The organism is Thermosyntropha lipolytica DSM 11003 (assembly GCF_900129805.1).
Classification (GTDB): Bacteria; Bacillota; Syntrophomonadia; order Syntrophomonadales; family Syntrophomonadaceae; genus Thermosyntropha; species Thermosyntropha lipolytica.
The window spans coordinates 1-12,668 of sequence record NZ_FQWY01000017.1; the positions used below are offsets into that span (position 1 = coordinate 1).

The window sequence follows — 12,668 nt, forward strand, 5'->3', positions numbered from 1 at the left end:
CCCACTGTTCTACTATGTTTTCCGCGGTTATTCCCATGTGATAGTCGTTAAAAGCATCCCAGAGGCCATCTTTGATCATCATGTCCACCAGTACCCCGCTGTTCATGCGATAGCCAAAACGCGCTTTTTCCAGAAGATAAGGAGCTGCTGACATGTTCTCGGTTCCCCCGGCCAGAATTATATCTGCATCCCCTGCTTTGATAATCTGGGCTGCCAGGCTTACCGCCCTGAGGCCAGAGCCGCATACCTTGTTGATGGTAAATGAAGTAACTGTTTCCGGTATGCCGGCTTTTATAGCTGCCTGGCGGGCTACATTCTGTCCCTGTCCCCCCTGCAGAACACAGCCGAAAATAACTTCATCCAGCTGTTCCCCCTTTAAACCGGCACGGTTTAAGGCTTCTTTCATAACTAGAGCCCCTAATTCAACGGCACTTACATCTTTGAGCTGCCCGCCAAAGGTGCCAATCGGTGTACGGCAGGCACTTACTATTACTACCTCCCTGTGCACAAACTTCCCTCCCGTTAAGTAGTGTAAAGAAAAACAAAGCAGAAAATAATAAATATTTCCTATTTTCTTATATTCTATATATAGCCATATTATCCTTTTTATTCCCCAAAAAATCTTTTATCCTGTTAGGTTATGGTTTACAGCATAAAAAAAGGTTCAAGGTTACCCTGAAAATAACCTTGAACCTTTAAAACCAGTTTTTACTACTTTACTGCTCAATAGACTTCCAGAGCACTTCGGCCACATCAAATACTTTAACTTTTTCTTCCATATTGACCCCTTTGACTCCGTCCGAAATCATGGTCAGGCAGAACGGACAGTTAGTAACTATCATTTCCGGATCAGGTGATAAGAGCTGTTCAGTTCTGGTATCATTTATACGCTTGTAGCCTTCTACCGCATGCTCTTCGAGCCACATACGTCCGCCACCTGCACCACAGCAGAATCCTTTATTTCTGGTCTGCGGTATTTCCACTATATTGCAGCCGGCAGCCTTGAGTACCTGCCTGGGTTCGTCATAAACATCGTTGTGTCTGCCCAGGAAACAGGAATCATGATAAGTAGTCTTGACCGCCTGGACTTTAGAAGGCTTAAGCTTGCCTTCGGCTACCAGTTTAGCCAGTATTTCGGTATAATGATATACTTCATAAGTTCCGCCCAGTTGCGGATACTCTTTCTTGATAGTATTATAGCCATGCGGACATACAACGATTATTTTCTTTACCCCATAATTATTGAAGTTTTCAATATTCTGCATAGCCAGAGTCTGGAAGAGGTATTCATTACCTAACCGGCGGGCGGAATCTCCACAGCACATCTCTTCTGTGCCCAGATAAGCAAAGCTTACACCAGCTTTATTAAGAAGCCTTACCAGAGCTTCTCCTACTTTCTTATACCTGTCATCAAAGGAAACGGCACACCCGGCATAGAGCAGATATTCAAATTCGCCGCCATCTTCGGAAAGAACATTGACCATTTCCCTGATGCCTCTTTCCTTAAGCCATTCCGCGCGGTTAGCCCAGCCTACACCCCACGGGTTGTAGTTGCGCTCCATGTTGGTGAAAGCCATCTGCGCCTCGGAAGGCATATCGCCCTGCCACATAACCAGATTGCGGCGCATTTCAATAATCTTGGGAATATGCTCAATAAACATCGGACAGTGTTCCATACAAGCCCGGCAGTTGGTGCAGTCCCAGATGACATCCGTAGTAACTACATCGTAGATGAGGCTCTTTTCCATAGGATTTACGGCCTCAGCTTCTTCCGTCATAGCAACCATTTCAGCATCGGCTTCCTGTTCTTTCTGTTTCAGGAGATAAGGAGCTTTTTCATCCAGATGCTGTTTCATATGCTGGATAAGGGTAATCTTGGGATTAAGATGTTTACCCGTATTATAAGCCGGACAATTTTCCTGACATCTACCACAGCGGATGCAGGCATCAAGATCTAAAAGATCCTTCCAGCCAAATTCTTCAATTTTTTCTACCCCGAAGGTTTCAGCTTCTTCAATATTTTTTATAACCCGAATTTCCGAAGGTTCCAAATTGCGGAAGATATAATTGAGCATGCCGGTCATTATATGCCACAGCTTGGTATAAGGTATGAGAGCTATAAAGAGGAAAGCAAGAGCCATATGGAACCACCAGAGGATCCTGTGCCACATAAGGACAGCATCCCGGCTCATACCCTGGAACAAGAAGGCAAAATACCATCCTACCGGAGATGCGTATTTTTCATACATAATCTCCGATATGTGGGTTGACCACTTGATCTGAGCCATAATACGTGCGCCTTCAATAAAATAGCCTGTCAGCAAAATGGCAAAAACAAGCAGAATAATCCAACCATCCGAAGATTTAGTATCATTCAGACGGTCGGGCTTTTGCACATAGCGAATTACTGCTAATACAATAATACCAATTAGAGCTAAAGCTCCAAAAATATCAACAAAAGCGGAAAATCCTATATAAGAAGCCCCTTCGATATGCGGAAAGCCTAACCAGTGATGAGATGCATCTACGCCTGCGGCCAGGAATAATACCAAAAATCCCCAGAAGAGAAATGCATGCATAGTACCTGGCGTAGGTTTCTTAAAAAGCCTGAGCTGCAGGAAAGTATAAACAAACCAGGACCAAATCCTCTGTCCTATCTTATCATTGCGGTGAATTTCCCCTTTAGCCAGCATCCATACCTGTACCCGTTTATAAAAACCATATATAAAAACTCCAAGCGGTATGAACATTAAGATATAAATAAGCCATTCGAAGGGAATATTAGCTCCTACCACGCGCATAGGAACTTCATAGCCGCCTTCTAAAGGAATGTAGCCAAATATCATTCTTCATTCCCTCCCTCAATAAAAAAATAAGATATTACTGGATATACATTGCTGTATATCCAGTAAATATCCATTATTACATTTTGCCCTCTGAATACAAACTATTTCTTGAGTTCTTCACACAGTACAGGTATAACCTTGAAAAGGTCTCCTACTACTCCGAAATCTGCCACATTGAATATTGGAGCTTCGGGGTCAGTATTGATAGCGGTAATGAATTTGGAGGAGGACATACCGGCCAGATGCTGAATAGCTCCGGAAATTCCGCAAGCAATATACAGAGTCGGGTTAACAACCTTACCCGTCTGGCCTACCTGGTATTCATGGCCCAGCCATCCCGAGTCAATAGCAGCACGGGAGCCACCTACAGCTGCTCCTAAAAGGTCTGCTAACTGTTCTACCAGTTTAATTCCTTCCGGCCCTTTACATCCGCGGCCACCGGATACAACAACATCAGCTTCGGTAAGTTCGGGTCTAGCCGATACGGTAGGCTTAAATTCAATTATATTCTGATATACATTAGCCTGGGTAGCTACCACTGCCGGTTTAATTACTTCCCCCGCAGCAGGATTTTCTTTAACTTCAAATACACCGGCACGAACCGTAGCCAAAATCGGCTGGGTAGTAACTTCTACCTTGGCAAAAGCTTTACCGGCATAAATAGCTCTGGTAAATACGCCTTTGCCAGCACTAATTTCGGCAGCAATTACGTCCGTAGCCAGACCGGCATTTAATTTCTGAGCTAAGCGGGAAGCAAAGTCTCTGCCATTAAAAGTATGGGCAAAGAGCACTGCATTGGGCTTGTATTCTTCTATCATAGCTGCCATCTGGGCTACAAAAGCACCAGTATTATACTGAGCAAATACATCTCCTTCTACTACATAAACCTTGTCAGCTCCATATTTAGCAAATTGAGGAGCTAAGCCTTCAATTCCCTTACCAAAAATAACTGCACACACTTCATCCCCAAACTTCTTCGCTTCAGATATCATTTCATACGTTACCTTACGTACATTACCGTCTCTTTGTTCGACAAATACCCATGTTCCTGCCATCAATTACCCTCCTTTTTATAAATCATGCCTTAAGCCTATTAAGCTTTTACTTCAATCTTGGCAGTATTCTTGATGAAATCTGCCAGTTTAGCAGCACATTCTTCGGGCTCGCCTTCTACTTTTACTCCTGCCTGTTTAGCCTGCGGCAAGAAGTATTCGATTATCCTGGTCTTGTTTTCCACAGCTACAGCATCAACGGTAGCTACCGGTTTCTTCTTAGCCTGCATGATACCCTTCATGGAAGGATAACGGGGCTCATTCCAGCTTACCTGACAAGAAATAACAGCGGGAAGCTTAACTTCCGTAACCTGAGAGCCACCATCAGCTTCACTTGAACATCTTACCTTGCCATCTGCAATTTCCAGGCTGGTTATAACATTTATATGCGGCCACCCTAAAATTTCAGCAATACGGGTAGGTACCTGGGAAGAACCATCGTCAGCAGCAACATGGCCTGCCAGAACGAGATTCGGGTCTTCACTCCTTATAACTTCAGCTATAGCTACAGCTCTGGCATATTCATCAGCACCGGTATCCTGCTTAATGAGTATGCCTCTGTCTGCACCCATGGCGAGAGCAGTGCGGATAGCATCCATAGCCTTATCAGAACCAGCAGATACTACTACTACTTCACTGGCTATACCTTTTTCTTTAAGCTGGATAGCACCTTCAACAGCTACTTCATCATAAGGGTTAATGATAAGGTTAATACCGGCATCAGAAATCTTGCCATCTTTTAATTCGATCTTAGCTTCAGTATCAAATGTCTGCTTAACACATACTAGAACCTTCAAGTTCATTCCTCCTTTTCCCTCTCTTAATTTTAAACGGCCAAAAACCTAGAAAACTGCAAATACTGGTGCTTTGTTCTCCACCACCCCCAAAATATAAGGCTTTTATCTTCTCTACGGCAATTTTACCGTTAAAAAACACCCTACTTCAAAGTTCGCTGTAAATATTTTTTTTCCTGCTTCTTTTTAATTCAAAAATTTTCTGTAAAATGTTTCTTTTTCCCTTATATTTTTTGGTAAAAAAATGTGAAAATCGATTTTAAGCCGATATTGCGCGCATTAAATATCTGCTCCGTGCTGCCTATAAAGATTACGCCTCCTGGTCTTAAAGCTTCGGCAAACCTTCGATACAATTTGTCCTTGGTTTCCTCAGTAAAATAGATTACCACATTGCGGCACAGAATAAGGTCAAAATCAGTGCCAAAAGGATCACGCAAAAGGTTGTGCTGTTTAAAATTGACCATTTGTTTGATCTCATCACTGATACGGTAATGAGCCCCCTGCTGGACAAAATATTTTTTGACATAAGAGGGTGGGACTGTTTCTATCGTTTTGGCTGTATAGAGCCCCATGTCTGCTTTTTCCAGCACTTCCCGATCAATATCAGTAGCCAGTATCTTTTCCTTAAGGGGCCATCTATCCTCCTTAGCTGCTATGGCTAAAGAATAAGGTTCTTCACCCGTAGAACAGCCTGCACTCCAGATTTTAAGACTGTTTCTCTCCTTTAAAAGCATAGGAACTACTTCTTTGCGCAGTACCTCCCAGTGGGTAGGATTGCGGAAAAACTCGGAAACATTTATAGTAATATGATCCAAAAATTTGCGATAGATATTGTGATCCCTGGTGAGTAGATTTATAAAATCGGAATAGTTTTCGACTCCTACCGAACGCATAAAACTGTTTATGCGCCTTTCCATCTGCGGCCTTTTATAAGCCGTCAGATCAATTTTGCTTAAAGCCTCAAACTTGGCAACAAACCATTCCCAGCTGTTGATATTCAATTCTTCTCCTCCCTAAGCCATTTTATCTAAAGCACGGGCTACTGCCTGCACTGTAGCCTCTATATCTTCCATTTCATGGGCACAGGATACAAAACAGACTTCAAACTGCGAAGGCGGGAAATAAACTCCTTCTTCCAGCAAATGCCGATAGAATTGAGCATACTTTGCCGTATCACATTTCAGGACATCTTCATAAGTTTTTACCTCGGATTCTGTAAAGAACACCGAAAACATAGAGCCTATGCGGTTTATAGTGTAGAAAAAGCCATGCTCCTCAAAAACTGTCTTCAGCCTGGTTGCCAGCATATAGGTAATAACCTCCAGCCGGTCATACCAATCCCTATCCTGCAAAATTTTTAAAGTCGCAACCCCGGCTGCCATAGCCAGGGGATTTCCTGATAGGGTCCCTGCCTGGTATACATCACCTTCGGGAGCTACCCGGCTCATTATGTCTTTCCGTCCGCCATAAGCTCCTACCGGAAGCCCTCCCCCAATAATCTTGCCCAGAGTAGTGAGATCAGGAGTAATACCGGCAAAATCCTGAAAACCACCATAACATATGCGGAAACCAGTTATAACCTCATCAAAAATAAGCAGACTGCCACTATAAGAAGTTATTTTCCTTAACCCTTTAAGAAAATCAGGATCAGGAAGCACCAGGCCCATATTACCTGCAACCGGTTCTACAATAACCGCTGCTATATCCCTTCCTTCTTCGCGAAAAATCTTCTCTACTGATTCCAGATCATTATATCTGGCCACCAGAGTGTTGCGGGCTTGTTCTTCCAGCACTCCAGCACTGTTAGGTACCCCGGAAGTCAAAAGCCCCGACCCTGCCTTGATAAGAAAAGAATCGGCATGTCCATGATAACAGCCTTCAAACTTTACGATTTTACTCCTTCCGGTATAGGCACGGGCCAGCCTGATGGCACTCATAGTAGCTTCAGTGCCTGAATTTACAAAACGTATCTTTTCTATAGAAGGAATAGCACTGCATATCATCTGCGCCAGTTCCAATTCCTTCTCACAAGGTGCTCCATAGCTGGTTCCGTTTTGCGCCGCTTCCCTGATAGCCTTAACTACTTCCGGATGGCTGTGTCCCAAAATAAGAGGCCCAAAAGAACCCACATAATCAATAAACTCGTTGCCATCTACATCATAGATCCTAGCTCCTTGTCCTCTCTGGATAAAAAGGGGATCCATTCCCACAGCCTTAAAGGCCCTGACCGGGCTGCTAACTCCTCCCGGCATGCATTCCTTGGCTATTTTGAAAAGCTGATCTGACTTTTCCCTCTGCAATCATTTCCCCTCCTCATCTATATTCACATCCAGGTTAAAAATATGTCATGCTTACCTTTTTCATCTCCCGTAGGCTGCGCAAAACCCTGTACTCATTAATTCCCGTCGCTTCGACAATGCGTTTGATAATCCCTGCTAACTCTTCTTCGCTAGAAGCATGTACCATGGCAAAAAGATTATAGGGAAAATCTTCCGGCACCTTGCGCAGGTAACAGTGGCTTATCTCCTCAAAACCAGCCAGCTTCAAGCCTGCTTCATCAGCTTTGCTTTCCTCTACCTGTAAAGCCAGCATAGCATTTACGGTAAAACCTGCCTTATTGTGGCGGACTACAGCTCCCAGACGCCTGATTATGCCATTTTCCTTAAATTTTCTTATGCGGCTTAGCAACTCTTCTTCTTTTATACCTATATTCTCGGCTATCTCCTGCCAGGGCCGGCTGCTTAAAGGTATATCACCCTGCAGGGCTTTTATAATTTCGCGATCAAGAACATCCATCGTTTTCACCTGCCTGTAAAAACCGCCTTTATTTTGTAAACCTTTTGGGCGGGCATGGATTTTATCTCCGCACCGATGCGCTTTTCCAGATCTTTTATAATCTTTTCTCCTTCCTCGGGTGAAGGAGATGTCAAGGTAAACCAGAGGTTATACCAGTCATCGCGTAGGTAATTGTGGGTTACCCCTTTTTCCTGATTAATAATACCGGCTGCTTCCCAAACCTTATCTTCTTCTACATGGCAGGCACAGAGAGTAGAATAAAAGCCTAGCTTTTGCGCATCGATAACTCCACCTATACGCCTTATAACGCCTTCTTCTTTAAGCACCTTTACCCGGGCTAATACTTCTTCCTCACTTATACCCAATCTATCCGCTATTACCGCATAAGGCCTCTCTACTAAGGGAAAATCATTTTGCAATATATTTAATATTTCCTTATCAAGCCGGGTGAGTTCCATCCTTTACGCCTCCTTTCGGCTTATAAAGGCACCACTCATCTTCCGCCATAAAGTCGCCCCCGCTGTAAAAATAAGCCCGGGCCCTGCAGCCTCCACATCTCTCTTTATAATCACAAATGCCGCATTTTCCGCCATAATCCATAGTCCTTAAGATATTGAGTATCCTGTTTTCTTTCCATATCTGATTAAAAGGTTTTTCCCGCACATTTCCCAAAGGTATATTAAGATAAGCACAGGGCTGCACATCTCCCAGCGGGCTTATTATGCAATAGCTTATTCCCGCCAAACAACCCCGGGTAAAACGGAGAGAAATGCCTTTTTTATCGGCAATCCTTATAAACTGGGGAGCGCAGGTAGGTTTTATTTCTATGTCTATCCTTCTCTGTTTTTCCATAAGCCTGTTTATCATCTTTTCATACTGCACAACCCGTAAAGCTTCTTCTTCAATATTAACTGCCCGCCCCGTCGGTACCAGGAAAAATACATGATAGGCCATAGCCCCTATAGAAACAGCAAAATCTGCAATATTTTCTATCTCATCTACATTCCAGTCCATCACGGTAGTATGTATCTGAAAAGGCACCCCGGCCCTTTTAAGATTTCTCATGCCTTCTACCGTAAGATTAAAAGCATTTTCCAGTTTGCGAAAGCGGTCATTTTTCTCCGCATCCAGGCTATCAAGGCTTACCCCTACAGCCATAAAGCCGGCTTCTTTTAACTTAAAGGCAACTTCCTGCGTAATAAGGGTACCATTAGTCCCTAAAACCGGCCTTAAACCCTGCTCGGCAGCATAGCTTCCCAGGGCAAAAATATCAGGACGCATTAAAGGCTCGCCGCCGCTAAAAATCATGATTTTAAACCCGGCTTCCTTGATTTCAGCAATCAGCTTTTTCCCTTCCTCAGTAGAAAGTTCTGCTTTAAGCTTAGCTCCTGCATCACGGTAACAATGGTCACAAAACATATTGCATTGATTGGTAGTATTCCAGGAAACTATCATAATTACCACTTCCCAGCCATCAATTTAAGATCTTATTATCCTTGCCGCATCTTTGGCCGCATAAGTTATAATAAGGTCAGCTCCTGCCCTTTTTATGGAGGTTAAAACCTCCAGCATAACCTTTTCTTCATCCAGCCACCCATTAAGAGCTGCCGCCTTTATCATGGCATATTCTCCGCTTACATTATAGGCAGCTGTCGGCAGTCCAAACTTTTCTTTTACCGCCTTTATCACATCCAAATAAGCAAGAGCCGGCTTTACCATAACTATATCCGCACCTTCTTCAATATCTAAAGCTACTTCGCGCAAAGCTTCCCTAGCATTAGCAGGATCCATCTGATAAGTACGGCGGTCTCCAAACCGGGGTGCTGATTCAGCTGCTTCGCGAAACGGCCCGTAAAAAGCTGAACAAAATTTAGCCGCATAGGACATTATAGGAATATGGCTGAAACCTTCCTCATCCAGCCTTTTTCTTATATAACCTACACGTCCATCCATCATATCAGAGGGGGCCACCATATCACACCCCGCTTTAACATGAGATAAAGCTTCCAGGGCTAACAGCTCTAAAGTAGCATCATTATCGATGTTTCCCTTAGCATCTAAAACTCCACAATGTCCATGGTCAGTATATTCACAAAGGCAAACATCAGTTATCACATACATATCCGGGCATAAATCTTTTATAGTCTTAATCGCTTCCTGCACCACGCCGTTTTCCTGATAGCCCGAGCTTCCCACCTCGTCTTTATATTCCGGTATGCCAAAAAGAAGTACCGCTTTTATGCCCCAGTATTTAAGCTCGTCAATCTCCTCCTGCAGCCTGTCCCGAGAAAGTTGAAAAACTCCGGGCATGGATTTAACCGGCTGTTTCTTATCTTCGCCATAAACTATAAACAGAGGGTAGATAAAATCCTCGGGTAAAAGAACCGTTTCCCTTACCATTGAGCGTATAATTTCATTCTGTCTAAGCCTTCGCATGCGGTGAACAGGAAAAGACATTTAAACTACCCCTTCCTTTCTTCTTCCGTAAGATAACAGGCAGGATCTTCAGCCCAAATATCGCCATATACTTCCCTGGCCCTTATGCGGCAGCCTCCACAAAGGGATTTATGCGCGCATTCCCTGCATTTTCCCTTAACATGCTTTTCTTTTTCCCGTAATTTAACCATCAGCTCATCATCAGCATTCCAGATCTCGCTAAACGGCTTTTCCCTTATATTGCCCACTGTATAATCCTGCCAGAATTGACAGGGATGAACACGACCGTAAGCATCAACATTGGCAAACTTGGTGCCGGCTGAACATCCTCCATGCATATGCAAAAGCTGTACTATCTCCTCAGCCCTCTTAGGCTCTTTTTCTTTTATGTAGTGGAAAAGGAATATGCCATCAGCATGATTATCAGTAGTCAATATTTCTACTTCTACACCTTTATTAAAAAGCTCTACCGTTTTCCGGCTCAAAAATTCTAATATACTCCTCTTTTCTTCCTGTGAGGTATCCATAGCCGCCATAGATTTACCCCGGCCGGAATATACCAGATGATACATGCAAAACCTGGGAATACCTTCTTTTTCTACCAGCTCTAAAATAGCTGGCAGATCATCCATATTTTGTTTATGCACCGTAAAGCGAATACCTGTCTTCACTCCATTATCCAGACAGGCCCTTATGCCGCGCAAAGCCGCCCTAAAAGAACCTCTTTGCGCGCGAAAATTATCGTGGGTTTCTTCCCTGCCATCAATACTTATCCCTACATACTGAAAACCTGCTTTTCTGATCTTTTTGGCCATCTCGTCATCAATAAGAGTCCCATTGCTGGAAATAACCGGTCTTAATCCCTGCTCCGCGGCCAGTTCTCCCAGTAAAAACAAATCTTTTCTTAAGAGAGGCTCTCCTCCGGAAAAAAGCAAAACAGGAACCCGCATTTTTCCCAGATCATATATAAAATCCCGGGCTTCTTCCGTCGTAAGCTCTTCTTTATAATGCTTATCTTCGGCATCTATATAACAGTGCTGGCATCTTAGATTACAGCGGTTAGTCATATTCCATACCACCAGAGGCCTTCTTATCTCCGAAAACTGCAGCAAACTGGGGGGGACCTCCTGTCCGCCGTGTTTGATAACTTCTGATACCGTAGCCGTACCGCAAAGCAGTTTAGTACATCCTATCACATCTACTTCCTCCCCTCAGGATAAAGCTTTAGCATCTTCTACCAAAACATTTACCAGTCCATCTATGGTATATTCCCCAGCTACCAGCTGCACCTTAAAACCTTCTTTAGCCGCTGTTTCCGCTGTTATCGGCCCTATACAGGCAATCCTGGTGTTATTATTTATGGAGGGAATATTTTCCCTTCCTATTATTTTTACAAAATTGCTTACCGTCGAAGAACTGGTAAAAGTAATATAATCTACTCTTCCTTTAATTATTTCTTCTCTGGTTTTGGCACTTACGGTGCTTACCGGCACTGCTTCATAAAGATATACTTCATTGACATGTGCCCCCCATGCGTGCAAAGTCTGGGGTAGAACGCTCCTTGCCCCTTTAGCCCGGGGAAGCAGAACCCAGTCTCCCGGCTTTATTTTAGGCTGAAGTAAGGAAAGAATGCCTTCCGCCCTGTATTCATCAGGAACCGCATCTACGATAAGGCCTTTCTCTTCCAGCTTATCCCTGGTAGCCGGGCCTATGGCACAGATATTTACCCCTTTTAGCTCTCTTATATCAAGCTTTAACCCCTTCATTTCTTTAAAAAAGATCTCCACCGCATTTACACTGGTAAATATAATCCAGTTGTAATGCTCCAGGTTATACAAAGCATTATGCAGAACATGCAGGTCAGACAACGGTTTAATCGCTATAGTAGGAAATTCAATAGCTTCTCCACCTAGCTCATATATCTTTTCGCTAAGCAAACTGGCCTGAGCCCGCGCCCTGGTTACTACAATCCTTTTTCCCCATAAGGGCTTGTCCTCCACCCATTTCAACTCCTCGCGCAGGCTTACCACTTCACCTACCACGATGACGGCAGGAGGCTTAAAATTACTCTGTTCTGCCTTGTGAGCTATATCAGCTAAAGTCCCGGTTAACACCTCCTGATAAGGTAAAGTGCCCCACCTTACCAGAGCTACTGGAGTTTCTCCACTTCTCCCATTATCCATCAGCTTCTGGCATATAAAGCGGAGATTTTCTACGCCCATAAGAAAAACCAGTGTTCCCGCTCCCGTAGCTATATTTTCCCATCTGATAGAACTTTCTTCCTTGCCCGGCTTCTCATGCCCGGTTATTATAGCCAGGGTAGAAGTAGCATCCCGATGGGTTACAGGAATCCCGGCATAAGCAGGTACCGCGATAGCTGAAGTAATACCAGGCACCACTTCAAACGGAACCCCGTGCCTTTTTACATACAGAGCTTCCTCCCCACCCCGGCCAAAAAGAAAAGGGTCTCCGCCTTTTAGCCTGACTACTACTTTGCCTTCGGAAGCTTTTTTTACTAAAAGCTCATTTATCTTCTCCTGGGGCAAAGCATGATGGCTTGACTCTTTGCCCACATAGATAAATTCCGCCTCTGGATTAGCAAGAGCAAGTATTTTATCACTCACCAGACGGTCATATACTACTACTTCCGCCTTTTGTAAAACCTTGGCTCCTTTTAAAGTAAATAACCCCGGATCTCCCGGTCCAGCTCCTACTAAATAAACAAATCCCTTCTTACTCATACC

At 43.9% G+C, this 12,668-nt stretch carries 12 protein-coding genes; all 12 read right to left on the minus strand.

Going from position 1 to position 12,668, the window contains the following annotated elements; all coding sequences use genetic code 11:
• Positions 1 to 508: thiolase family protein (locus BUB92_RS06020; RefSeq protein ID WP_278280501.1), on the minus strand; the 508-nt coding region annotated here is incomplete at its 3' end.
• A 208-nt stretch (positions 509 to 716) separates the two neighbouring features.
• A complete protein-coding gene (locus BUB92_RS06025; RefSeq protein ID WP_084728367.1) occupies positions 717 to 2,846 on the minus strand; it encodes a heterodisulfide reductase-related iron-sulfur binding cluster in 2,130 nt (709 codons plus the stop codon).
• A gap of 101 nt (positions 2,847 to 2,947) precedes the next feature.
• The gene (locus BUB92_RS06030; protein ID WP_073091564.1) at positions 2,948 to 3,901 is read right to left on the minus strand and encodes an electron transfer flavoprotein subunit alpha/FixB family protein; all 954 of its coding nucleotides are present in this window, start codon (positions 3,899 to 3,901) and stop codon (positions 2,948 to 2,950) included.
• A 38-nt stretch (positions 3,902 to 3,939) separates the two neighbouring features.
• Entirely contained in the window at positions 3,940 to 4,701 is a 762-nt protein-coding gene (locus BUB92_RS06035; RefSeq protein ID WP_084728368.1) for an electron transfer flavoprotein subunit beta/FixA family protein, read from the minus strand.
• 215 nt (positions 4,702 to 4,916) lie between these two features.
• On the minus strand, positions 4,917 to 5,693 hold the full coding sequence (locus BUB92_RS06040; protein ID WP_073091569.1) for a CheR family methyltransferase: 777 nt from the start codon (positions 5,691 to 5,693) through the stop codon (positions 4,917 to 4,919).
• A 12-nt stretch (positions 5,694 to 5,705) separates the two neighbouring features.
• A complete protein-coding gene (hemL, locus tag BUB92_RS06045) occupies positions 5,706 to 6,992 on the minus strand; it encodes a glutamate-1-semialdehyde 2,1-aminomutase (RefSeq protein ID WP_073091572.1) in 1,287 nt (428 codons plus the stop codon).
• Between the two features lie 34 nt (positions 6,993 to 7,026).
• The gene (ahbB, locus tag BUB92_RS06050) at positions 7,027 to 7,488 is read right to left on the minus strand and encodes a siroheme decarboxylase subunit beta (RefSeq protein ID WP_073091576.1); all 462 of its coding nucleotides are present in this window, start codon (positions 7,486 to 7,488) and stop codon (positions 7,027 to 7,029) included.
• 5 nt (positions 7,489 to 7,493) lie between these two features.
• On the minus strand, positions 7,494 to 7,946 hold the full coding sequence (gene ahbA, locus BUB92_RS06055; RefSeq protein ID WP_073091579.1) for a siroheme decarboxylase subunit alpha: 453 nt from the start codon (positions 7,944 to 7,946) through the stop codon (positions 7,494 to 7,496).
• Positions 7,927 to 8,943, minus strand: a complete 1,017-nt coding sequence (gene nirJ2, locus BUB92_RS06060) for a putative heme d1 biosynthesis radical SAM protein NirJ2 (protein WP_073091582.1) — start codon at positions 8,941 to 8,943, stop codon at positions 7,927 to 7,929. Before nirJ2 ends, ahbA begins: the two co-directional genes overlap by 20 nt.
• Before the next feature lie 24 nt (positions 8,944 to 8,967).
• A complete protein-coding gene (gene hemB / locus BUB92_RS06065) occupies positions 8,968 to 9,945 on the minus strand; it encodes a porphobilinogen synthase (RefSeq protein ID WP_073091585.1) in 978 nt (325 codons plus the stop codon).
• A 5-nt stretch (positions 9,946 to 9,950) separates the two neighbouring features.
• Positions 9,951 to 11,120 carry a radical SAM/SPASM domain-containing protein gene (locus tag BUB92_RS06070; protein ID WP_073091588.1) on the minus strand — a complete coding sequence of 390 codons (1,170 nt, stop codon included), beginning with the start codon at positions 11,118 to 11,120 and terminating at the stop codon, positions 9,951 to 9,953.
• 15 nt (positions 11,121 to 11,135) lie between these two features.
• Entirely contained in the window at positions 11,136 to 12,665 is a 1,530-nt protein-coding gene (cobA, locus tag BUB92_RS06075) for a uroporphyrinogen-III C-methyltransferase (RefSeq protein WP_073091591.1), read from the minus strand.
• Between the last annotated feature and the right edge of the window lie 3 nt (positions 12,666 to 12,668).

Coding starts and splice junctions, on each gene's coding strand:
- BUB92_RS06025 (WP_084728367.1), bottom strand. CDS start 2,846: ATGATATTTGGCTACATTCCTTTAGAAGGCGGCTATGAAGTTCCTATG.
- BUB92_RS06030 (WP_073091564.1), bottom strand. CDS start 3,901: ATGGCAGGAACATGGGTATTTGTCGAACAAAGAGACGGTAATGTACGT.
- BUB92_RS06035 (WP_084728368.1), bottom strand. CDS start 4,701: ATGAACTTGAAGGTTCTAGTATGTGTTAAGCAGACATTTGATACTGAA.
- ahbB (WP_073091576.1), bottom strand. CDS start 7,488: ATGGATGTTCTTGATCGCGAAATTATAAAAGCCCTGCAGGGTGATATA.
- ahbA (WP_073091579.1), bottom strand. CDS start 7,946: ATGGAACTCACCCGGCTTGATAAGGAAATATTAAATATATTGCAAAAT.
- nirJ2 (WP_073091582.1), bottom strand. CDS start 8,943: ATGATAGTTTCCTGGAATACTACCAATCAATGCAATATGTTTTGTGAC.
- hemB (WP_073091585.1), bottom strand. CDS start 9,945: ATGTCTTTTCCTGTTCACCGCATGCGAAGGCTTAGACAGAATGAAATT.
- cobA (WP_073091591.1), bottom strand. CDS start 12,665: ATGAGTAAGAAGGGATTTGTTTATTTAGTAGGAGCTGGACCGGGAGAT.